Annotated in this window: 25 protein-coding genes; 18 read left to right on the top strand and 7 right to left on the bottom strand. The window is 34.4% G+C overall.

The window, feature by feature from the left end; all coding sequences use genetic code 11:
• The first annotated feature begins 47 nt into the window (after positions 1–47).
• From BAU27_RS01550 to BAU27_RS01540, 3 genes are all read left to right on the top strand, one after another.
• The gene (locus BAU27_RS01550; RefSeq protein ID WP_000105200.1) at positions 48–491 is read left to right on the top strand and encodes a Dps family protein; all 444 of its coding nucleotides are present in this window, start codon (positions 48–50) and stop codon (positions 489–491) included.
• Between the two features lie 108 nt (positions 492–599).
• On the top strand, positions 600–1,055 hold the full coding sequence (locus BAU27_RS01545) for a DUF3939 domain-containing protein (protein WP_071769948.1): 456 nt from the start codon (positions 600–602) through the stop codon (positions 1,053–1,055).
• 262 nt (positions 1,056–1,317) lie between these two features.
• Complete coding sequence (locus BAU27_RS01540) at positions 1,318–2,259, top strand: alpha/beta hydrolase (RefSeq protein ID WP_071745625.1); 942 nt, start codon at positions 1,318–1,320, stop codon at positions 2,257–2,259.
• 53 nt (positions 2,260–2,312) lie between these two features.
• Here the strand turns inward: BAU27_RS01540 and BAU27_RS01535 are convergent, their stop codons facing one another.
• Positions 2,313–3,314, bottom strand: coding sequence for an LLM class flavin-dependent oxidoreductase (locus BAU27_RS01535; RefSeq protein ID WP_071769947.1), 1,002 nt, complete (start codon positions 3,312–3,314; stop codon positions 2,313–2,315).
• Positions 3,315–3,418: 104 nt separating this feature from the next.
• Positions 3,419–3,610, bottom strand: a complete 192-nt coding sequence (locus BAU27_RS01530) for a DUF3896 family protein (protein ID WP_071769946.1) — start codon at positions 3,608–3,610, stop codon at positions 3,419–3,421.
• Positions 3,611–3,787: 177 nt separating this feature from the next.
• On the opposite strand from BAU27_RS01530, the gene BAU27_RS01525 reads away from it, so the two are divergent.
• Positions 3,788–5,251, top strand: coding sequence for a flavin monoamine oxidase family protein (locus tag BAU27_RS01525; protein ID WP_071769945.1), 1,464 nt, complete (start codon positions 3,788–3,790; stop codon positions 5,249–5,251).
• Positions 5,252–5,335: 84 nt separating this feature from the next.
• The gene (locus tag BAU27_RS01520) at positions 5,336–5,920 is read left to right on the top strand and encodes a GNAT family N-acetyltransferase (RefSeq protein ID WP_071769944.1); all 585 of its coding nucleotides are present in this window, start codon (positions 5,336–5,338) and stop codon (positions 5,918–5,920) included.
• Between the two features lie 24 nt (positions 5,921–5,944).
• Here BAU27_RS01520 and BAU27_RS01515 read toward each other — a convergent pair whose 3' ends face one another.
• On the bottom strand, positions 5,945–6,847 hold the full coding sequence (locus BAU27_RS01515; RefSeq protein ID WP_071769943.1) for an aldo/keto reductase: 903 nt from the start codon (positions 6,845–6,847) through the stop codon (positions 5,945–5,947).
• 165 nt (positions 6,848–7,012) lie between these two features.
• On the opposite strand from BAU27_RS01515, the gene BAU27_RS01510 reads away from it, so the two are divergent.
• The 3 genes from BAU27_RS01510 to BAU27_RS01500 all read left to right on the top strand — a co-directional run bounded on the left by BAU27_RS01510 (position 7,013) and on the right by BAU27_RS01500 (position 9,360).
• Entirely contained in the window at positions 7,013–7,963 is a 951-nt protein-coding gene (locus BAU27_RS01510) for a CobW family GTP-binding protein (RefSeq protein WP_071745619.1), read from the top strand.
• Between the two features lie 107 nt (positions 7,964–8,070).
• Positions 8,071–8,595, top strand: a complete 525-nt coding sequence (locus BAU27_RS01505) for a PadR family transcriptional regulator (RefSeq protein WP_071745618.1) — start codon at positions 8,071–8,073, stop codon at positions 8,593–8,595.
• Between the two features lie 18 nt (positions 8,596–8,613).
• The gene (locus BAU27_RS01500) at positions 8,614–9,360 is read left to right on the top strand and encodes a VOC family protein (protein WP_071769942.1); all 747 of its coding nucleotides are present in this window, start codon (positions 8,614–8,616) and stop codon (positions 9,358–9,360) included.
• Between the two features lie 14 nt (positions 9,361–9,374).
• On the opposite strand, the gene BAU27_RS01495 is transcribed toward BAU27_RS01500, so the two are convergent.
• Positions 9,375–9,845, bottom strand: a complete 471-nt coding sequence (locus BAU27_RS01495) for a GNAT family N-acetyltransferase (RefSeq protein WP_071745616.1) — start codon at positions 9,843–9,845, stop codon at positions 9,375–9,377.
• 138 nt (positions 9,846–9,983) lie between these two features.
• A complete protein-coding gene (locus BAU27_RS01490; protein ID WP_016094218.1) occupies positions 9,984–10,934 on the bottom strand; it encodes a metal ABC transporter substrate-binding protein in 951 nt (316 codons plus the stop codon).
• Between the two features lie 266 nt (positions 10,935–11,200).
• Here BAU27_RS01490 and BAU27_RS31565 point away from each other — a divergent pair, with 266 nt between their 5' ends.
• Positions 11,201–11,356, top strand: coding sequence for a hypothetical protein (locus BAU27_RS31565; protein ID WP_000540342.1), 156 nt, complete (start codon positions 11,201–11,203; stop codon positions 11,354–11,356).
• Between the two features lie 116 nt (positions 11,357–11,472).
• The gene (locus tag BAU27_RS01480; RefSeq protein ID WP_071745615.1) at positions 11,473–12,132 is read left to right on the top strand and encodes an oxidoreductase; all 660 of its coding nucleotides are present in this window, start codon (positions 11,473–11,475) and stop codon (positions 12,130–12,132) included.
• 29 nt (positions 12,133–12,161) lie between these two features.
• Here BAU27_RS01480 and namA read toward each other — a convergent pair whose 3' ends face one another.
• The gene (gene namA / locus BAU27_RS01475) at positions 12,162–13,199 is read right to left on the bottom strand and encodes an NADPH dehydrogenase NamA (RefSeq protein WP_071769941.1); all 1,038 of its coding nucleotides are present in this window, start codon (positions 13,197–13,199) and stop codon (positions 12,162–12,164) included.
• Positions 13,200–13,332: 133 nt separating this feature from the next.
• On the opposite strand from namA, the gene BAU27_RS01470 reads away from it, so the two are divergent.
• The 6 genes from BAU27_RS01470 (at position 13,333) to BAU27_RS01445 (ending at position 18,202) form a co-directional block, all read left to right on the top strand.
• Positions 13,333–13,785 (top strand): methylated-DNA--[protein]-cysteine S-methyltransferase, encoded by a 453-nt coding sequence (locus BAU27_RS01470; protein ID WP_000283898.1) that lies wholly within the window; start codon positions 13,333–13,335, stop codon positions 13,783–13,785.
• Positions 13,786–13,810: 25 nt separating this feature from the next.
• Positions 13,811–14,797 carry a DUF2628 domain-containing protein gene (locus BAU27_RS01465; protein WP_071769940.1) on the top strand — a complete coding sequence of 329 codons (987 nt, stop codon included), beginning with the start codon at positions 13,811–13,813 and terminating at the stop codon, positions 14,795–14,797.
• Between the two features lie 84 nt (positions 14,798–14,881).
• Positions 14,882–16,543 (top strand): peptide ABC transporter substrate-binding protein, encoded by a 1,662-nt coding sequence (locus BAU27_RS01460; protein WP_071769939.1) that lies wholly within the window; start codon positions 14,882–14,884, stop codon positions 16,541–16,543.
• Between the two features lie 59 nt (positions 16,544–16,602).
• Positions 16,603–17,019, top strand: coding sequence for a FosBx1 family fosfomycin resistance bacillithiol transferase (gene fosB, locus BAU27_RS01455; protein ID WP_071769938.1), 417 nt, complete (start codon positions 16,603–16,605; stop codon positions 17,017–17,019).
• A gap of 12 nt (positions 17,020–17,031) precedes the next feature.
• The gene (locus BAU27_RS01450; protein WP_071769937.1) at positions 17,032–17,577 is read left to right on the top strand and encodes a short-chain dehydrogenase; all 546 of its coding nucleotides are present in this window, start codon (positions 17,032–17,034) and stop codon (positions 17,575–17,577) included.
• A 13-nt stretch (positions 17,578–17,590) separates the two neighbouring features.
• A complete protein-coding gene (locus tag BAU27_RS01445) occupies positions 17,591–18,202 on the top strand; it encodes a phosphoserine phosphatase 1 (protein ID WP_071769936.1) in 612 nt (203 codons plus the stop codon).
• 46 nt (positions 18,203–18,248) lie between these two features.
• On the opposite strand, the gene exsB is transcribed toward BAU27_RS01445, so the two are convergent.
• Positions 18,249–18,863, bottom strand: a complete 615-nt coding sequence (gene exsB / locus BAU27_RS01440; protein ID WP_071769935.1) for an exosporium protein ExsB — start codon at positions 18,861–18,863, stop codon at positions 18,249–18,251.
• A gap of 181 nt (positions 18,864–19,044) precedes the next feature.
• Here exsB and cotH point away from each other — a divergent pair, with 181 nt between their 5' ends.
• Both cotH and BAU27_RS01430 read left to right on the top strand, forming a co-directional pair.
• Positions 19,045–20,121 carry a spore coat protein CotH gene (gene cotH / locus BAU27_RS01435; protein ID WP_071769934.1) on the top strand — a complete coding sequence of 359 codons (1,077 nt, stop codon included), beginning with the start codon at positions 19,045–19,047 and terminating at the stop codon, positions 20,119–20,121.
• A gap of 114 nt (positions 20,122–20,235) precedes the next feature.
• Positions 20,236–20,853 carry an NUDIX hydrolase gene (locus BAU27_RS01430; protein WP_071769933.1) on the top strand — a complete coding sequence of 206 codons (618 nt, stop codon included), beginning with the start codon at positions 20,236–20,238 and terminating at the stop codon, positions 20,851–20,853.
• Positions 20,854–20,970 lie beyond the last annotated feature (117 nt).

The raw sequence follows: 20,970 nt of genomic DNA, 5'->3' as shown, positions 1-20,970 counted from the left end.
GTTATTAAAAGATAATAATTATAAAAATGCTAAGAGGAGTGGATTGTATGAGTACGAAAACAAATGTTGTTGAAGTATTAAACAAGCAGGTAGCAAACTGGAATGTGTTATATGTGAAATTGCATAATTATCACTGGTATGTGACAGGACCACACTTCTTTACATTACATGAGAAATTTGAAGAGTTTTATAATGAAGCAGGGACTTACATTGATGAGTTAGCGGAACGTATTTTAGCGCTAGAAGGAAAACCGTTAGCGACAATGAAAGAATATCTAGCAACTTCTACTGTGAGTGAAGGGACAAGCAAAGAGTCTGCAGAAGAAATGGTACAAACTTTAGTAAATGATTTTTCTGCACTCATTCAAGAATTGAAAGAAGGTATGGAAGTAGCGGGTGAAGCTGGTGATGAAACATCTGCTGATATGCTATTAGCAATTCATACGACATTAGAACAACATGTGTGGATGTTAAGTGCATTCTTAAAATAAACATAAATGGATTAAAGAAAAACTCTATTGAAAAATTCTTTCAATAGAGTTTTTTATGATTTTTCAGTTTCCTTTTATGCTATAATATAGTAAAAAGGAGGCGATGCGATGTTTCGCTTTTTCAGAACTGGAAAAGAAGAGCGGGAAATTACGAAAGACGAATTAGAACAAGCGATGGCTAAGTTTCTAGAAACGAATGCTAATATCGTTTATACAGTATTAGTAAATGATGATTACACAGTAAATTATGATTTATTAAAGCCCTATTTACCTGCATTTCCAACCAATTTTTTTCTTATTACGAAGGAAACGCTTGAGGTATTTGAGCATACAGAAGAAAATTTAAACCTAGTTAAAGAAATTGATATCGTACAAAAAGCCGTCGATCAATATGTAACAGAAAAAGAAATGTTCCCAATTGTTGAAGATAGCGAAGATCGCCTCATATGTGTAATAAAGCTAGGACCATATTTAAATCGTATATTAAAAAGAAATTTATATATTTCAGAAAAGCATTATTTAGTTTCAAGTAAACCAGATAAGAAAAAAAAGAATACCGGGTAGATGTTATGAGAACAACAATAATATATTGTTGTCTTTTTTTGTTTTAAAATATTGATTTTTCAGTCTATTTAATTTTATACTATAACTAGTGGATAGGAAGGAGTGGTGTATTATGCGTATACATACATTAGTTATTAAATATCATTCTGAAAATCAGGTATTGTTAAGTTGAATTGTAGAATTTTACTACTTATACCGTGACCCTAGAATGATAGGAAGATTGGAGAAAAAATTTTTATAAAAGGTTACGGGGGATTTCTATATGAAAAATAGTATGACTTATATTCAATTATTAAATGAAACGCTAGATTGTTATGCAAAAAAAGGAAGTTTTGAAGCATATTCTTATATAATGGAGCATGCTAAAGGTGTAGTGGGTAATGAAGCACAAATATATAACTTTAAATATGCGCTAGCAAGTGCAGCAGGACTTGAAGAAGAAGCGTTGCATTTAATGAAGAAAGCAATTATAGAAAATGAGTTTTGGTACGGAAGTGAGTATTTAATTTCCGATGATGATTTAAAACCATTACATAAATTTGAAGAGTTTCATAGAATGGTTCAATTATGTAAAGAAAGAGAAGAATTAGCAAAGAAATCGGAACAAGCAGACCTGAAATATAAATACAGCAAACAAAATGAAAATCTACTAATCACACTGCATGGGGATCAAGAAAATATACAAATAATAGAACCATATTGGAACTCTGTAATGGAACAAGGTTTTATGCTGGCATTGCCTCAATCTTCCCAAATTCAATTTTCAGATGGATATGTTTGGGATAGTATCGAAAGAGGAAGAGAAGAGTTAAAAGAACATTACAATAAGATTAAAGTGAATAAAACATTTGGAAATATTATTATTGGTGGCTTTTCTGCTGGGGCAAGAGTAGCGTTACATTCCATGTTACAAGGTGAAATAGAAGTGAACGGTTTTATTTTTGTGGCACCGTGGCTCCCGGAAATGGAAGAATGGGAAGAAATGATTGGAATATTACATGATAAAAGCATAAAAGGATATATAATATGTGGGGATCAAGATGAAGATTGTTTCGAATGTACACAGCAATTTGTAAAGTTATTAAAGGATAAAAATATAGAACATAAGTATAAAGTTGTGCCTAACTTAAATCATGATTATCCTGAGAATTTTGATGAGTTATTAAAAGAAGCTATTGAATATATAGGAAGCAAAAACAATTGATTGGTAGTAAGAAAGGGAGGATGCATCATATGTGATGCATCTCCTTTTCGTTATTATAAATTAAAAGCGTCTGCCAATAGGCGATAAGAGTTTAATTTATCTTCAAATTGATGAGTGATTGTGACAATCATAAACTCTTCAGTATTGTATGCTTTGCTTAAGTTTAATATTTTTTCTTTTACAGAAGACGGATCGCCGACGATCATACGTTGACGATTTTCTTTAATACGAAATAGGTCATAAGCACTATACGAATAATTTTGAGCAGTTTCGATAGAAGGGGTTCCAGTAGTCCGTTTTCCTTGTTCTAATAGTAAAATCGATAAATCAAGGCTTGATGCTATATTCTCCGCTTCTTCGTTTGTTTCTCCGCAAATAACAAAAATAGAGACGATTGATTTTGGTTTATCACCTAAATAGGAAGGTTGGAATTGCTCTTGATAGGCTTTCATTACTTCAGGGCCACCGTATCCGTTAATGAACTGTGCAAATGCAAAAGAAGCGCCTTGCTTTGCGGCAATCATTGCACTTTCCCCGCTAGAACCGAGCATCCACATTTCAGGAGATGTTGTGATAACTGGAGTAGCCTTTAAATTTGCATAATGATGGTTTTCTGGTACTTGATCATGTAAGTACATAGCAACATCTGCAATTTGTTCTGGATATTGATCAAGTGAGACCATTTTACCTTCTTGAAGTGCGCGAGTTGCTATCGGCATACCACCAGGCGCTCTACCAACACCAAGGTCAATACGGTTTGGATAAAGTGCCTCTAACACGCGGAAATTCTCGGCAACTTTATATGGACTATAGTGTGGCAACATAACACCACCCGAACCAACTCTAATACGATTCGTTTTTGCTGCAATATGTGAAATGAGTATTTCTGGACTTGAGCCTGCTAGGCTTACAGAATTATGGTGCTCGGATACCCAAAAACGTGTAAATCCTAGTTTTTCAACTTCTTGTGCAAGTGTTACTGTATGTGAAAAAGCTTCAGTTGCTGTGCTGCCATCAGAAATAGGTGATTGGTCTAATACACTTAATTTGATCATAGAATATACCTCTCAATCTTAATGTACATTCTATTATATATTTACTTACGAAAAATGCGTAATGAAATGCTCACACAAAAAAGAGGATGATAATATAGCCACTTTTAACGAGAAAACCCTCGTTCATAATGATTCATTTCGACTAAGTTTAATATATATTCGTAGTTATCAATCTCAAGTTTTATTTGTTCACGCTCTTTTTCAGATAATTTCATATTACTAAGTTTTTTGCATAGGTGTTGTTTCTTTAATTCTAGATGTTTTTTTGTAGCGTGGTAATCATAAGTCTGTTTCATTTTCAACCACTCCTTCGTTGCAGTTGCTATATTATACGAAGCATAAAGAAATGTGAGATCTGTCTCTTATGTACTTTTAGTGAATATTCAAATTGCAATGGTGTTATGTTTATGGGGATTTATGAATAAAATGCACTAAACCACTAACGCGCATTTTATGAAGTAAGGGGTGGAATTGTGCAGAAAGACTTAATGTATAACACTGAGATGGATGAAACGTTACAAGTTATAAATAAGGGATTGAATAAGACGACACGTCCGAAACAAATTATTGTAGTAGGGGCAGGCATGGCTGGATTAGTTTCGGCATCTTTATTAAAGGCTGCAGGACATGAAGTGAAGATTTTTGAAGCAAACAATCGTGTAGGCGGCCGCATAGAGACAGTTAGAATGGAAGATACCGGATTATATTTAGATGTTGGAGCGATGAGAATTCCATATTCGCACACGTTAACGATGGCATATATAAGAAAATTTGGGTTACAGGTGAGCCCTTTTATTAATAGGAATGAGACAGATATCATCTACGTAAATGGTCGGAAAACGACATTAAAACAATACGAAAAAGATCCAAGTATTTTAAGATATCCTGTGGAAATGAATGAAGTTGGGAAAACGTCTGAGGAACTATTATTGTTAGCGGTACAGCCCATAATAAATTTTATAAAAAAGAACCCAGAGAAAAATTGGGATGTTGTAGTAAAGGATTTTGGAAGATACTCTACAGGACAATTTTTAAAGTACCATCCTTATCAATATAATACGTATTTTTCACCAATAACGATTGAGATGATTGGTGTTTTATTAGATTTAGAAGGTTTTTTAGAAAGATCATTCGTTGAGACGTTACGTTTTTTATACATTATGCAAGAGGAGAGTGGATTGTGTGAAATAATAGGTGGAAACGATAGATTACCAAAATCTTTTTTACCGCAATTAGAAGGGAATATTATTTATAATCAAAAATTAATGAAGCTACATCAACACGATAACGGTGTGACGGCTTTCTATCGAAACGAGGCAACTTTTGAATATAGTAGTATTACAGGGGATTTAGTTATTGTTACAATTCCGTTTTCGACAATGCGTTTTGTGGAAGTAGATCCATTTGACTCTATATCTCATGAAAAGTGGAAAGCAATTCGTGAATTGCATTATATGCCTGCGACGAAAATAGGAATTCAATTTAAAAGTCGATTTTGGGAAGAACAAGGACAATTAGGCGGAAGAATCATAACAGATTTGCCAATTCGTTACGCCTATTATCCAAGCCATGGAATTGGAGAGAAAGGACCTGCTATGATGTTAGGAAGCTATACATGGTCTTATGATGCGTTACTATGGGATGGGCTATCGAAGGGTGATCGTATTTATTACACATTACACAACTTAGCAACAATATTAGGCGGTCAAGTATATGATGAGTTCATGTCTGGAATATCAAAAAGTTGGACATTAGATCCATATGCACTTGGAGGGTTTGCTCTTTTTCAAGCTGGTCAAGAATCTGAATTACAGCCAGTCATTGTAAAACCTGAGGGGAGAATATACTTTGCTGGAGATCATACAACGCTGTATCACGGATGGATTCAAGGTGCGATTGAGTCTGGAGTTCGTGTTGCGGTAGAGGTAAATGAATAAAATGTTTAAAATTCAGAAATTTCTTTACTGTATAACTTGAGATGGATAGTATTATATACAAAAGAATTATAGGGAGTGTTGACAGTGAATCCGTTATTATTTGATTTTCCTTCTGAATTTTATACTGAAAGGCTATTTATTCGAATGCCGAAACCAGGTGATGGTAAAGTTGTATATGATGCAATTCAAGCTTCAATGCAAGAATTAAAACCTTGGATGGCTTTTGCACAAAAAGAGCAAACAGCGGAAGAACTAGAAGAGAGTATTAGAAAATCATATATTCAATTTTTGCAGCGTGAGGATTTGAGATTACTAGTTTTTTCGAAAGAAACAGGTGAATTTATTGCATCTGCCGGATTACATCGTATTAATTGGGATATACCTCAATTTGAAATCGGGTATTGGATTGATTCAAGGTTTAGTGGAAAGGGCTATATGGTAGAGGCTGCGAAAGGTATAACAGATTACGCTTTTTCTGAACTAAAAGCAAACCGCGTAGAAATTCGTTGTGATTCTCTAAATAAGAAGAGTAGAGCGATACCAGAGAAATTAGGCTTTAAATTAGAGGGTATTTTAGAAAGTGCCAGTATTGCGGTAGATGGAAATGGATTAAAAGATATGTGTGTATTTGCAATGACGAGAAATACATATGAAAAAGAAGAGCTGTAAGAAAATAGCTCTTCTTTTTTTATATTATGGTACAGGATGACCGTTAGAGCTCTCGAAAATTGTAAACCATTGTTGGCGGTCTAAATTAACTTTTGTTGCCATTGCAGCCGTTTTTACTCGATCTAATTTGCCAGAGCCAACAATTGGCATCATTTTAGCTGGATGAGCAAGTAACCATGCATACATAACAGTATCGATGCTATCAACACCTAGCACAGTAGCAATTTTTTGTAAAGTTTCACGTACACGTAAGGCGCGTTCTGATTGGCCAGTAAAGATTTCTCCACCAGCAAGAGGTGACCAAATCATTGGATTGATTCGTTTTTCTTGGCATAAATCAATCGTACCTTTTTCAAAATGCTCAAGTTGCAACGCAGATACTTCAATTTGGTTCGTAATAAGCGGGAAATCTAAATACGAACTTAACATATTAAACTGTGAAGGTAAAAAGTTAGATACACCGAAGTGACGAACTTTTCCTTCTTGCTTTAAGCGTGAGAACGCTTCGGCCACTTCATTTGGGTCCATAAATGGATCAGGGCGGTGAATGAGCAATACATCAATATAATCTGTATGTAAGTTTTGTAATGAATCCTCCGCGCTCTTTATGATATGTTCAGCACTCGTGTTGTAGTGAGCAACATATCGCTCTGGAAATTTCGGTGATGGGGGAGCGATTCCACATTTTGTGATAATTTGCATGTTTTCGCGTAAGGAAGGCTTGAGTTGTAACGCTTCTCCAAACAATTCTTCACACGTATATCCACCATAAATATCAGCGTGATCAAAAGTAGTGATCCCCATATCCATACAAGATTCAATAAAAGAAAGTAATTCTTGTTTCGTCATATTCCATTCTGCTAAACGCCAAAATCCTTGAATAATACGAGAAAATTCTAGTGTTTCGGCCATTTGAACTCGTTCCATTTTAAGTACCCCCTTGATGAATGATAATATTTTTGAAAAGGCTTTCTTGCTACATACTATTATATAGTTACCCGGTTGTACATACAATAAATATGTTTTGCTACAAAAACGATTTTCTCTATATGCTATAATGTAGGAACATAGAGCTATAAGGAGATGTAAGGGATGATTCCAGTAACAATATTAACTGGTTTTCTTGGATCAGGGAAAACGACTTTATTAAATCGTATTTTATCAGAAAATCACGGTAAGAAATTGGCGGTGATTGTAAATGAAATAGGACAAATTGGTATTGATAATCAATTGATTATGAATGTTGAAGAAGAAATTATGGAAATGACAAATGGCTGTTTATGCTGTACTGTACGTGAAGATTTACTCGTTGCTTTAAAACAATTACTGGATGTAAAAGCAGAGGGGGAAATGGATTTTGATGGTTTAGTAATTGAAACGACCGGTCTTGCGAACCCAGGTCCGATTATTCAAACATTCTTTTTAGATCCAGTTATTCAATCTGCATACCAAATTAACGGCGTTGTAACAGTAGTAGATAGTTATCATATACATAAACATTTTGAAAAGGGACTAGAAGCGAAGGAACAAATTGCATTTGCTGATGTAGTGCTGGTGAATAAATTAGATTTAATTGAAGAAAGTGAAAAGGAAAATCTCTTGCATGAACTGCAAGGAATTAACCCAACTGCAAAATTAATCGAGACGACTAACTGTGAGGTAGATATACCATCGTTACTACAAATTCAAACGTTTAAAACGAAAGATACGTTACAAATTTACCCTCATAAAGAACATAATCATTTAGAAGGTGTAAAATCGTTTGTACTCCGTGAAGAGCGGCCGTTAGATTTACAAAAACTGAATGAGTGGATGTCAGCTGTCGTTCAAGAGCTAGGAGAGTATTTATATCGTTACAAAGGAATTTTATCGATTGATGGAGTAGATAAACGCATCGTATTCCAAGGTGTACATACATTGTTTGCTGCTTCGTACGATAGAGAGTGGCAAGAGGGCGAAGAGCGAGTAAGTGAAGTAGTTTTCATCGGAAAAGATATTAATAAAGAATGGTTCCAGGAACATTTTGAAGAGTGTGTGAAATAAGTCTGCGTATATTGCAGGCTTTTTTTGTTTACTAAAATTGGAATTTGCATTAAAATAATCTGAAAATACTAAACGTTTAGTATTTTGTTAGGGTAGGGGGAGAAAAGGTGCGTTTAATGATTCTTGGATTGCTTACTAAAAGGGAGTCGCTATCTGGTTATGAAATACAGCAGGCGCTAAATATGGTGCAAAGTAATAAATGGGCGGAAGTTTTCCCAGCTTCTATTTATCACGCATTAAAAAAAATGGAAAATGAAAATTTCATTCAAGTTAAAGCAATTGAAATGACCGGAAAACGGTCGAAAACGATATATTGTATTACAGAAAAGGGAAGTCAAGAATTTAAAAGGTTATTAAAAGAGTCGTTTCAAAAAACTTCAGTTATGTTTCCGAAACATCTATATACAGCGTTAACATTTCTGTCAGAAGAAGAGAGTATGAGAGAGGAGATTTTAGAAGCTTTAGAAGAGCAGAAAAGTGAAATACGATCTACTTATGAAGAGATGAGGAAAGGAGAAAGACTAAAAGATAACGCGCCAGCGTATGTGAAACTGATTTTCGAAAATATGTATGAACAATGTGAGATGCAACTTCGATTTATTCATAGGTTAGAGAAACTATTAAAAAAATAAAAATGTGGTGGGAAGAATATGAAAATCGATCATCTTGTTATAAATGTAAATAAAGAGATGCAAGAAAATAAGGAAACGATTAAAAATGTACATTCTATCGGGCTTCCATATGTTCCAAAATGGGGAAAGGGAACGAAAGGGTTTAAAGTATCTAACATATGGATTGGAAAAGAATATTTAGAATTAGTAAGAGTAAAAACAAAAGATGGGGGTGGTTGGGTACAAGAGTGGGTTCAGAAATATTATGCTGGCCATAGAGGACTCATCGGATTGGCAATTGATGTTGAAAATATAGATAAAGTGTATGAAAAAATGATAGAAGCTGGAATTGAAATTACAAAACCAGAATCATTACAATATAAGTGGTTTTTTAATTTATTTAAGAAAACTATGCCGTGGAAAAATGCATACATACAGCCGATGAAGGGGATGCCGTTTCAATTCTTTCTACAACAAATGGATGATCAAAAGAGCAGAGAATATATGGAGAAATATATGTATCCAAATAGTTTGGAACAGGGAATTACAGGAATAAATACGGTGAAATTATATGGAGAAATAACAAATGAAGATAGAGACATTATTAATTGTCTATTTTCAGATGTTACAAATGAGGAAGAAGAAATAGTAATACGTTTAAACAATCAAATGATTCATCTAATTCAATCGAATGAGCATTTTACGGAGATAATACTAGATTGCAAAAGCGAAGCACATAGGAAGAAAAAATTAAATATAGAAAATGTGACATTAATAAATAAATAATAAAAAGCCTGTTTTCACAGGCTTGTATTTTCATCTATTAGTAATTCCATTACAACACCTACAACTGGGCCTTCGTCATCGATATCCCCGTTTAAACGGAAGCCAAATGACTCATAAAGTCCCATTGCGAGTTTGTTGTCAGGATGTAAACTTAAATAAATTATTTTACATTCGAATTTTTGTTGTAAGAATTGAATGAGCAAGCGAAGGAAACGTTTTGCATATCCTTTTCCTTGAAAATGCTGATCAATCATAAAACGATCTAACCATACGCTTTCATGCTTTTGGGAATACCAACCGTACATTGCGTATCCAACGAGTGTTTCTTTGTCATATAAGCCTACTGACGTTCCGTTTTCTTCATATAATGATTCTGCTAAAGAAAACGCATTGCTTTCAATAAATTGCTGCTGGTCTTTTGCTACGTCTAAAGCAGCAACTGAACGCCAATTATTTGCTGTTACTTCACAAATGTGAAGATTCATAGTTCCAACTCACCTTCTAAATTATTATAGCTTAAAAGCTAATATGGATAATTTTACTTGTTATTTCGGTCAAGTCAAGGGTAAATACATAAAAAGGCAGCTGAATGACATATTCAGCTGCCTAGAAAATATAGTTGATTAGTTTGTTGCTTCTTTTAAAGTATTCACGTTTTCTTCCATTAAAGTAAAGTAATCTTTATTGTTCTTAGCATCATCTTCAGAAATAGTAGCAAGGTGATTTAAACGTAAAATTTTTGTGCCAGTTTCTTGTTGAATCACTGATGCTACTTTTGGAGTAGAGAATGTTTCAAATAAAATATATTTTAGGCCGTGCTCTTTTACTGTTTTTGTAATGTCAGCTAGCTGTTTTTGAGATGGTTCATCAGATGCTGAAATTCCAGCGATTGGGATTTGTTTTAAACCGTATCGTTGTTCCCAGTAGCCATAAGCTGCGTGTGAAACTAATATTTCTTTCGTTTTTGCATTTGCAACGACAGCTTTAAATTGATCATCTAGATCAGTAAATTTTGTTTGTAGTGCTGCAAAGTTTTTTTCGAACTCTTTTTTATGTTCAGGCTGTAATTCTACAAGTGCATTTTTAATTTTTTCTGCTTGTTTCATCGCAAGAGTAGGATCGATCCAAACGTGTGGGTCTTTATCATGATGATGTTCATCTTCTTTATGACCGTCTCCATGATCGTGCTGCTCTTCTTCAGATGAAGCACGAAGTTCGATATCTTTAGATGCATTTACAATTTTTACGTTTTCTTTTTTTAATGATTTTTCCATTTTTTCGGCAAAGGGTTCTAATTCTGCGCCGTTATAAACAAATAAATCGGCTTTCGCAACTTGTACAGTCTGCTTTTGACTTGGTTCAAATGTATGAGAATCCGCACCAGGTGGGTAAATTGTTTCTACATTTACATAATCACCACCGATTTTTTTGGCAAAGTCAGCGAGTGGGAAAATGGTTGTATAAACAGAAAGTTTCCCATCTTTTTTCGCTGCACCTTCTTTGTTGTTAGAACATCCAGCAAAGATGAGTGTGAAAATAAGTATAAATGAAAATAGAGCTAATTTTTTAGGCATATAATTCTCCTCTTTTCTTTTTTACAATTATATTTTCTCCAAATATAAGAAGAAAATATCGTTTTAATGCAAAACGGAATAATTACGTTTTAGTTCGCGAACCTAGTATAATACATCTTTATGAAAGTTGCAATAAATAATAATCATTACGATTTGGTTTTGTTATAAATTTGTCAAAAAGAAAGGTATTAATTTTTATTATTAGTGCATATGTGACAATGTTACTTTCATATATTGGGAGGGAGCAGAGAAAAGGGGATGAGTGCTTGGGTTACTTCATGGAGGCCATCTTATTAATACTTGCGGTCGTTTTGCCATTATCTTTTGTTTTAATTTTTTTAAGGAGATTAATAAGTAATTTAGGAGATGCTACAACAATAACGAAATTACCAATGGAAGAAAAAGAAAAGAAAAAAGAGTAAGTAAAGCACTATGCGTACGCATAGTGCTTTACTTATGGTAAAATAGGAGAATGGAAACTCCTGTTAGCGACGAATAGCTATAGGGGAGAATAGTAAATAAAGAGGTATACACATATATGAATAAGCGAACAGCGTTAGTACTTGGTGCAAGTGGGTTAGTTGGACAAGAAATAACGCGACTATTACTTGACTCAGATTACTACGATTCGGTTACTATTTTTGTAAGGGAACCATTACAATTACAACATGAGAAATTACAGCAGAAACAGGTGGATTTTTCAGTGTTAGAGGAATATAAAGAATTTTTTGCAGTAGATGATGTATTCAGTTGTTTAGGGACAACGATAAAAAAAGCGAAGTCGAAGGCGAATTTTAAAAAAGTAGATTATGAATATACATTGCGAGCTGCTTGCTTAGCTGAAAAACAAGGCGTGCAAAATTTTCTTGTTATTTCATCAATGGGAGCGAATCCTAAATCATTCTTCTTTTACTCGCAAGTGAAGGGGAGGATGGAAGAGGAGCTGAAAAAGCTAGTTATTGGTGGCATACACATTTTTAGGCCTTCATTATTAGTAGGAAATCGACAAGAATATCGTTTTGGAGAAAGAATGGCCGAGAAATTATCTCGTATTCTCCCGTTTATATTTAAAGGAGCTTTTAAAAAGTACAAACCAATTTCAGCTAAAGATGTGGCGAAAGGAATGTATATAACGGCATTGCGAGAGGAATCGGGTATCCATATTTATAATTCAAATGAAATTACAACGATAGAATAAATAAAACCGAGAAGAATGACTTCTCGGTTTTATTTATTAGTTTTAATGTTTCCAGGTGCTCGCCCGTATTGATATGGTTCTTGTAATTCAAAGCCTAGTTCATTGGCGGCTATTCTTGGGAAGTATGGATTGCGAAGTAACTCACGTCCGATAAAAATTAAATCTGCCTCGTTAGTTTTTAAAATTTGCTCTGCTTGTGATCCAGTTGTAATTAATCCTACTGCGCCTGTTGCAATGTTAATATGTTCCTTAATATGTTTAGCATATTGTACTTGATACCCAGGATACACATCAATATGTGCCGGTACAACAGCACCAGAACTACAATCGATTAAATCTACACCCTGTTCTTTCATCCATCCTGTATACTGTACATAATCTTGAACCGTTAACCCATCAGGATGATAATCATTTGCCGAAATACGAACAAATAACGGTCCGTTCCAAACTTCATTTACAGAGTCAATGATTTCGCGTAGGAAACGATAGCGATTTTCAGGTGAGCCCCCGTATTCATCAGTCCGCTTATTGGAAAGTGGAGAAAGAAATTCGTTAATAAGATAACCGTGAGCACCGTGTAATTCAATAATGTCAAATCCCGCTTGTTTAGAGCGGAAAGCTGCTTTTTGAAAAGCAGAAACGGTTTCTTTAATTTGCTGTTTATTCATTTCTACTGGTATTTTCATTCCGTCGCTAAATGGAACTGCTGAGGGAGCGAAAGCGTCTGTTTCTAATTCAGCCTTTCTTCCGGCATGAGCGAGTTGAATGGCTGCTTTTGCACCGTTATCATGTATAAAAGTTGTCGTTTTATGTAAGCCTTCAATTAAAATGTCATCCCAAATGCCTAGGTCTTTGTTAGAAATTCGTCCTTCAGGTAACACAGCTGTTGCTTCAATCATAACTAGACCTACTTGACCAGCGGCCCTGGTTCCATAATGGACGAGATGAAAATTAGTTACTTGACCATCCGCGTTTTCTGATGAATACATGCACATAGGCGACATAACGATACGGTTTTTTAGTGTAACGTCCTTAATTGTATAGGGTGAAAAAAGTTGGGAATGCATCAAATAGCCTCCTTGATTGAATTTTCTTACATTGTATCATTCTCTTTTTTGTTTCCCTAACAAAACGCTTATACGAAAAATTTTGTCTATTCGTGTTACAATGACTAATATGAAATGAATTGGAGGATGACATATGTATCAGGCTTATTATGAAAGTGAATTAGGTTTGCTGGAAATTACAGCAAATGATAAAGGAATTACGTCTGTTATATTTGTTGATGAACGACAAGAAGAACGTACAAATGAAATGATAGATCAGTGTATAAATGAGCTAGAGGAATATTTTAAGGGGAAAAGAAAAGAGTTCACGGTTCCGTTGTCTGCTGAGGGAACATTATTTCAAAAAAATGTATGGGATGCGCTCTATACTATTCCGTACGGCGTAAGTGCTTCATATTTAGATATTGCGGAGAAGGTCGGCAATACAAAAGCTGTACGAGCGATAGGAGGAGCAAATAGCCGGAATCCAATTTCAATTATCGTTCCATGTCACCGTGTAATAGGAAAGAGTGGAAAGCTTGTTGGGTATGCGGGTGGTTTATGGAGGAAAGAGTGGTTATTGAAGCATGAAGGTATTTTAAAATGAAGTGTGGATGGAAAGAGGGATCGTTTTGAAATGTATAAATTGTGGGCAACCTTGTACTAATGATCAGTTAAATTGTGCAAATTGCCAACGAAATTTGCATAATGAACAAGGGGAAAGTAGCTCGTTAATAGACAAAGAATTAGAAGTATATGTAGGGAGACAATATCCGTATTACAAAAGAAAATGGGAGCTTGAAAACAAGCGAATTGCTAGGTGGAGCTGGAATGGTTTGGCTGCTATTTTCAATGTGGGTTGGCTTGGATATCGTAAGTATTATTTACCTGCTGCTTTATTTATACTGTTATTAGTAGCATGTGATGCGTTTTCTTATTTTATGGGGTTCAACGTAGCAGTGCCAATCATTAATATGGTGCCTCTTACGTTTTTATTACTCGTTTTTATTCTATTTGGGATGGGGATTTTTGCGAATGGATTATATTATCAATTTGCAGAAAGGCGTATATATCGAATAAAAGCACGGGGAATTAAAGATGAAGCGGTTGAAAATTATCTCATCCGTGATAGTGGTGGAACGAGTAAAATGGGAGCAACAATCGTAACTATTTTAGCAGTTGCTAGCCTTCTTTTAAGCCATTTCTTTTTTCCAACTGATCGAGACGTTATTCAAAAGGTTCGTACAAGCTCGCTTTATGAATATCCTTTCTTTTCAATAGGTGAATCTTTCGAAAATTATTTTCAAAATTCAGGTTGGATATATTATCGTGGAACGGAAGGGTTAGAATTAGTAGAATTCCAAGGATATAACGCCGGAACGCCAAGACAAAAGGTGACGATTCAATTTGTTGTCGATTATAAATTGGGTGAAGTGGAACCATACTCACTTACGGTTAATGGTGAATCTAAAAATGAAGAAGAGTTTTTGAAGATGATGGAAGAAATATTTAAGGTTCAAAATCCATTTGATATAGAGGATGGATTACAAGTAAATGCTATTCAAGAAAGCGGCTGGAAAGAAATTTCCGACCGCTTTTTTCTATGTTTGTTAAAATAAATATTTAAAATAATCAGAATTTTTTGTATAATAAAATATATTATATAGGATTTAACTTATACATATAGATTGGGGGAAGGAAGAATGAAGAGAAAGACAACAACAATTGCTGCACTTGCGTTAACGACGAGTGTATTGGTTGCAGGATGTGGGAATGGTGAGAAGGCTTCGACAACGAAGAAAGAATCGAATAACGGAATGGCAGATAAACAAGTTTTAAATTTGCTAGAAACAGCTGAAATTCCTTCAATGGATACATCTAAATCAACGGATTCTGTATCTTTCCGTGTATTTGTAAATGCAATGGAAGGTTTATATCGTCTAGATAAAGATAATAAACCAACACCAGGCATGGCAAAAGATGTGAAGATTAGTGAAGATAAAAAGACATATACATTTGAATTACGTGATGCGAAATGGTCAAATGGTGATCCAGTTCGAGCACAAGATTTTGTATATGCATGGCAACGTACATTAGATAAAGCAATAGCGGCAGAATATGCATTCATTTTATTTGATGTGAAAAATGCACAGAAAGTAAATAAAGGAGAATTACCATCAGATCAATTGGGTGTTAAAGCGAAGGATGATAAAACGTTGGTAGTAGAATTAGAGCAACCAGCACCTTATTTTCTTGAGCTTACGTCGTTCCCTACATTTTTCCCATTAAATGAAAAATATGTGAAAGAGCAAGGAGATAAATACGGATTAGAAGCAGATAAATTATTATATAATGGACCATTTACAATGAGTCAATGGAAACATGAACAAAATTATCAGTTGAAGAAAAATCCTAATTATTGGGATAAAGATACTGTAAAGTTGGACGAAATTAATGTAAGTATTGTGAAGGAAACAAGCACGGGAGTAAATTTATATGATAGTGATCAAGCAGATCGAGTTATTTTAACTTCTGAATTTGTTGATAAATATAAAAAGAATAAGCCAGATGAATTTAAAACGAAGTTAGATCCACGCATGTATTTCTTGCGTTTTAACCAAAAAAATGCAACATTTAAAAACCAAAAAGTCCGTGAAGCAATTGATTTGGCATATGATAAAAAAGGAATTGCGAATGTTATTTTAAATGACGGATCAATGCCAGCATATTTCTTAGTACCTGAAAAATTTACGACAGGGCCAGATGGGAAAGATTTCCGTTCTGTTAATAAAAATTTCCGTGACAGTAAAGATAATGCAGCAAAAGCAAAAAAATTATGGGAAGAAGCGAAGAAAGAACTTGGCCAAGATACAATTACAGTAGAGTTTCTAAATGATGATAACGGTAGCCGTAAAAAAGTGGGCGACTTTATTAAAGAAGAGTTAGAGAAAAATTTACCTGGTATTAAAGTGAATTTGAAACAACAACCATATAAGCAGAAGCTAGAATTAGAAAAGAAATTTGAATATGAATTCTCATTATCGGCATGGAGTCCGGACTATCCAGATCCAATGACTTATATTGATATGTTTGTAACTGGAAGCTCATTTAATGAAATGGATTATTCTAATCCGAAGTATGATGATTTAGTAGCAAAATCAAAAGGAGAATTATTAAAAGATGATGCAGCACGCTGGAAAGCACTTGCGGAAGCTGAAAAAATCTTAATTGGTCAAGACGCTGCAATCTCACCTGCTTATCAGCAAAGTACGGCTTATTTAGAGAAGACATTTGTAAAAGGTATCGCTAACCATACATTTGGTGGGGACTTTAGTTATAAATGGGCATATATTACAAAGAAATAGTATAATAAAAGATGAGTGAATTTTCGCTCATCTTTTATTTGTATAAGGGGGAGCTATAGTTGTTAAGGGGAATCAATCATCTTTGTTTTTCGGTTTCAGATTTAGAGAAATCTATTGTGTTTTACGAAAAGATACTAGAAGGAGAATTATTGGTTAAAGGAAGAAAGCTTGCATATTTTAATATATGCGGAGTGTGGGTAGCACTTAATGAAGAGGTACATATTCCAAGAAATGAGATTCATCAATCTTATACGCACATTTCATTCACTGTAGAACAAGAAGATTTTAATTGTTTGTTAAAGCGATTAGAAGAAAATGAAGTTCATATTTTAAAGGGTAGAGAACGAGATGTGAGGGATTGTGAATCTATATATTTTCAAGATCTAGATGGTCATAAATTTGAGTTTCATTCAGGGACGTTACAAGACCGACTTAATTATTATAGGGAAGAGAAACCTCATATGACATTTTACTAAGGGGGGAAGAAGTTGCATGCACTTGTAATTGGTGGAACAGGAATGTTAAAGAAAGTTTCTATGTGGCTTTGTGATCAAGGATTTCGTGTGTCTGTTATTGGACGAGATGAAGTGAAATTAGAAAATGTTAAGCAAGCGAGTTCGGCACCAGAAAATATAACATGTCTTCCTTTAGATTATCAAAATGACGATGATCTAAAGCGATCTATTACAAATACAATTGAACAGAATGGTCCAATTACATTAGTTGTTGCATGGGTACATTCGAGTGCTAAGCATGCATTACGACTTATTTGTAATGAGGTTGAATTGTCATCGGAAAAGTACAGTTTATTTCATATATTAGGTAGTAGTGCATCACGTACGAAGTCACAAAAAATAGGTGGGGCATTATGTAGCTATTATAGAATTATATTAGGGTTTATTTTAGAAGATACATATGCAAGATGGCTTACTCATGAAGAGATTGCTGACGGAGTTATAAAAGGAATTGAAAGTAAAAGCACAGAATGGATTATAGGGAGAGTAGAGCCGTGGGAATCGCGGCCAAAATGGTAAGGAGGCATGGGAAATGAAGACAACGGTATATGTAACAAGGCACGGTGAGACAGAATGGAATGTAGCAGGGCGGATGCAAGGACGGAAAAATTCAGCATTAACAGAGAATGGTATGATACAAGCGAAACAATTAGGGGAGCGTATGAAGGATTTACCACTCCATGCCATATATAGTAGTCCAAGCGAAAGAACGCTTCATACTGCTGAATTGATTAAAGGGGAACGCGATATTCCAATTATAGAAGATGAACGTTTCTATGAAATAAATATGGGGATATGGGAAGGGCAAACAATTGCTGATTTGGAAATGCAATATCCAGAAGAAGTACATTTATTTTGGAATGAACCACATCTTTTTCAGTCAAAATCAGGGGAAAACTTTGCGGCCGTTTATAAAAGAGTAATTGAAGGGATACACTTTCTTTTAGAAAAGCATAAAGGAGAAAACATTTTAATAGTTACTCATGCTGCAGCAGCGAAACTACTTGTAGGACATTTTGCAGGTCTTGAAATTGAACATGTATGGGGAGAGCCATTTATGCATAGCGCGAGTCTTAGTGTGATTGAATTTGATGAAGATCTTGGTAAAGTAAAACAATTTGCAGATATAAGTCATTTTCAGTAAACGTAAAAAAGGTCGCAAAGCGACCTTTTTTGGTGGACATAAAAAACTAGCAATTACGTTTTTTATACCAGAAGTGATCGAATTTTTTATTCTTGCAAGAAGAAAACTTGTGTCTGCAATCTTTGCAATCATTCCATTTGTGCCCGTCATCGTGACAGTCTTTACCATGATCACAATCATCGCAAGAGCGACCGTGTCCGTGAGGGAAGAATTCGCATTTTTTACAGAAACATCGTTTTGTCCAGAAACATTTCTTTTCAAAGCGTATGCATTTTGTAACGAAAGTACAATGTTTTCTGCGAGTACGTTTTGTAACTAAAACGCATTCTTTTCTACGTGTCACTTTCGTAACGAACGTCCATTTTTGAACGCGTACACGAGTACATTTTGTAACAAATGTCCATTTTTTTACATGAGTACATTTTGTAACGAAAGTACAATGTTTTACGCGAGTACATCTTGTTCTTGGACATTTATTCCCTGTTGTACATTTATTCCCTGTTGTACATTTCCGTCCTGTTGTACATTTACACCCTGTTGTACATCGATGATGAGAGAATTTATCATCATCGCACTCAAAAGTACTTGGATCTTGGTGTAAGAAATCCTCCATCCCTGCACTTTTGATTTCTTCAACAGCTTTTCTAATATCACGTTTCATAGAAATCCTCCTTATCGAGTGTTAAATTGAAAAGGTATTCTTTTTCCTTAACATGATATGAGATTCGGCTTCTTTCTGAACAGGACAAGAGTGTAATTTTATATAAATGGATGATAGCGGATGTATGGACAAGGCGTGGTGCATACATTGAATGAAGAGAACTGAGAAGGGATGAGAAAACATGCTGCCTTCATATGATTTTTTTGTTCATCCAATGTACTTAGTGGAATTGAAAAAAGACATTTGGTCAGATAGTCCAGTACCAGCAAAGTTAACATATGGAAAAAAGAAGTATGACATTGATATTGTCTACCGTGGTGCTCATATTCGTGAATTTGAGAAAAAATCTTATCATGTTATGTTTTATAAACCGAAAAAATTTCAAGGCGCGAAAGAGTTTCATTTGAATTCTGAGTTTATGGATCCGTCTCTCATACGAAATAAATTATCTTTAGATTTTTTTCATGATATTGGTGTACTTTCACCAAAGTCACAACATGTATTTATAAAAATTAATGGTCAAATTCAAGGGGTATATTTACAGTTAGAATCGGTCGATGAAAACTTTTTGAAAAGTAGAGGATTACCGAGTGGTTCTATTTATTATGCAATAGATGATGATGCGAATTTTTCATTAATGAGTGAGCGAGATAAAGATGTTAAGACAGAGCTCTTTGCGGGTTATGAATTTAAACATTCGAATAAAAATAGTGAAGAACAACTGAGTGATTTTGTATTTCAAGCGAATACTTTGTCGAGGGAAGATTATGAAAAAGAAATTGGGAAGTTTCTAAATGTAGATAAATATTTACGATGGTTAGCTGGAGTTATTTTTACGCAAAACTTTGATGGTTTCGTTCATAACTATGCACTATATCATAACGATGAAACAAATTTATTTGAAGTGATACCGTGGGATTATGATGCGACTTGGGGGCGAGATGTACAAGGGAGACCGCTTAATCATGAATATATTCGCATTCAAGGGTATAACACGTTAAGTGCAAGGCTGTTAGATACACCTGTATTTAGAAAGCAATATAGAAGTATTTTAGAAGAAATATTAGAAGAACAATTTACAGTTTCATTTATGAGGCCAAAAGTAGAAGGAATGTGTGAATCGATTCGCCCGTATTTACTACAAGATCCATATATGAAAGGAAAAATCGAAACATTTGATCAAGAGGCTCATATGATTTATGAATATATAAATAAAAGAAGAAAGTATATACAAGACCACTTACATGAATTGGATTAATTTTGAAAGAGATTGAAACATTATCAATCTCTTTTTTTGTATAATAAAGATGGAGAAAAAAAGTGAAATAATATTTAGTAGAATGAAATTGATTAAGAGTGGGGTTGTGTAAATATGACGGTTAAATGGATTGACTGGGTCAAACAAATACAATCAATAGCACAAGCTGGTTTAATGTATTCCAAAGATGTATATGATATAGAGCGTTTCCAACAATTACGGGACATTTCAGTTTCAATGATGTCACATTACACAAACACAGATTGGGAAATAGTAGAGAATTTATTTGCAAGTGAGACAGGCTATCAAACGCCTAAAGTTGATATACGGGCAGTTATTTTTCAAAATGAAACACTATTATTTGTGAAAGAAAAAAGTGATAGGAAATGGGCATTGCCAGGTGGATGGGCTGACATTGGTTATACGCCAACAGAAGTCGCGGCGAAAGAAGTATTAGAAGAGACAGGTTATAAAGTAGATCATTTTAGGCTACTAGCAATATTCGATAAAGAAAAACATCAACCATCCCCATCAGCAACCCATATATATAAGGTTTTTATAGGTTGCGAGATTGTTGGCGGAGAAAAAAAGCTAAGTATTGAAACAGAAGATATAGATTTTTTTAGTGAAAATGAAATACCTGATTTATCAATCGCTAGAAATACCGAATGGCAGATTAAAGAAATGTTTGCGTTTATGAAAGATCAAAATAAGGAAAGGATACTTGATTAATTAAATGAATCAAGTATCCTTTTAGGGTATATTGATGAAAGGTTGTACATATTCTTTTAACAAAAAAGAACATTGTGTAGTTATCATTAATGTCTATAGGTTAGGTGAAGAGGTTCA

Origin of the sequence: Bacillus sp. NH11B, from assembly GCF_001884205.1 — a bacterium.
Lineage (GTDB): Bacteria > Bacillota > Bacilli > Bacillales > Bacillaceae_G > Bacillus_A > Bacillus_A proteolyticus.
The sequence above is the reverse complement of the archived record's forward strand: the minus strand, read 5'-3'. Positions and strand labels throughout refer to the sequence as shown.

Coding starts and splice junctions, on each gene's coding strand:
- BAU27_RS01500 (WP_071769942.1), top strand. CDS start 8,614: ATGAAAATCGATCATCTTGTTATAAATGTAAATAAAGAGATGCAAGAA.
- BAU27_RS01430 (WP_071769933.1), top strand. CDS start 20,236: ATGACGGTTAAATGGATTGACTGGGTCAAACAAATACAATCAATAGCA.
- namA (WP_071769941.1), bottom strand. CDS start 13,199: ATGCATTCCCAACTTTTTTCACCCTATACAATTAAGGACGTTACACTA.
- cotH (WP_071769934.1), top strand. CDS start 19,045: ATGCTGCCTTCATATGATTTTTTTGTTCATCCAATGTACTTAGTGGAA.
- BAU27_RS01515 (WP_071769943.1), bottom strand. CDS start 6,847: ATGGAACGAGTTCAAATGGCCGAAACACTAGAATTTTCTCGTATTATT.
- BAU27_RS01460 (WP_071769939.1), top strand. CDS start 14,882: ATGAAGAGAAAGACAACAACAATTGCTGCACTTGCGTTAACGACGAGT.
- BAU27_RS01480 (WP_071745615.1), top strand. CDS start 11,473: ATGAATAAGCGAACAGCGTTAGTACTTGGTGCAAGTGGGTTAGTTGGA.
- BAU27_RS01535 (WP_071769947.1), bottom strand. CDS start 3,314: ATGATCAAATTAAGTGTATTAGACCAATCACCTATTTCTGATGGCAGC.
- BAU27_RS01470 (WP_000283898.1), top strand. CDS start 13,333: ATGTATCAGGCTTATTATGAAAGTGAATTAGGTTTGCTGGAAATTACA.
- BAU27_RS01550 (WP_000105200.1), top strand. CDS start 48: ATGAGTACGAAAACAAATGTTGTTGAAGTATTAAACAAGCAGGTAGCA.
- BAU27_RS01530 (WP_071769946.1), bottom strand. CDS start 3,610: ATGAAACAGACTTATGATTACCACGCTACAAAAAAACATCTAGAATTA.
- BAU27_RS01545 (WP_071769948.1), top strand. CDS start 600: ATGTTTCGCTTTTTCAGAACTGGAAAAGAAGAGCGGGAAATTACGAAA.
- BAU27_RS01540 (WP_071745625.1), top strand. CDS start 1,318: ATGAAAAATAGTATGACTTATATTCAATTATTAAATGAAACGCTAGAT.
- BAU27_RS01495 (WP_071745616.1), bottom strand. CDS start 9,845: ATGAATCTTCACATTTGTGAAGTAACAGCAAATAATTGGCGTTCAGTT.
- exsB (WP_071769935.1), bottom strand. CDS start 18,863: ATGAAACGTGATATTAGAAAAGCTGTTGAAGAAATCAAAAGTGCAGGG.
- BAU27_RS01445 (WP_071769936.1), top strand. CDS start 17,591: ATGAAGACAACGGTATATGTAACAAGGCACGGTGAGACAGAATGGAAT.
- BAU27_RS01490 (WP_016094218.1), bottom strand. CDS start 10,934: ATGCCTAAAAAATTAGCTCTATTTTCATTTATACTTATTTTCACACTC.
- BAU27_RS01510 (WP_071745619.1), top strand. CDS start 7,013: ATGATTCCAGTAACAATATTAACTGGTTTTCTTGGATCAGGGAAAACG.